Raw genomic sequence first — 310 nt, forward strand, 5'->3', positions numbered from 1 at the left:
TCCTCCTCCTCCTATCACGACACTATTACTTTCATTGCTCACAACCACCGAAGAAGGCAACAACTCACCCGTCGTCGCCACCCAATCACAAGAAAAAATCTTATTGGCATAAGCCGTTCTTAGCGTGTTCCGATCTACGATGCGCATATCTGGCGCGCACATATAATCAAGATAACTATCACCTCTATTATTTCTAAAGAAATCGTCAGCAGCAGCCATCACATTCCCGAAAATATCTGAGTGGTAAATTGACAACAAACCTGTCGCAATAGCAGCTACAGCTAAAGACCCAACAAAAAAAGCCCCCGCA

At 44.5% G+C, this 310-nt stretch carries 1 protein-coding gene; it reads right to left on the reverse strand.

Annotated elements, in window-relative coordinates; all coding sequences use genetic code 11:
- Positions 1-310 (reverse strand): hypothetical protein (locus GHO03_RS25305; protein WP_178110394.1); only part of this gene is annotated, 310 nt, incomplete at both ends.

It is taken from the genome of Pseudomonas sp. FSL R10-1339 (genome assembly GCF_009600545.1).
Classification (GTDB): Bacteria; Pseudomonadota; Gammaproteobacteria; order Pseudomonadales; family Pseudomonadaceae; genus Aquipseudomonas; species Aquipseudomonas bubulae.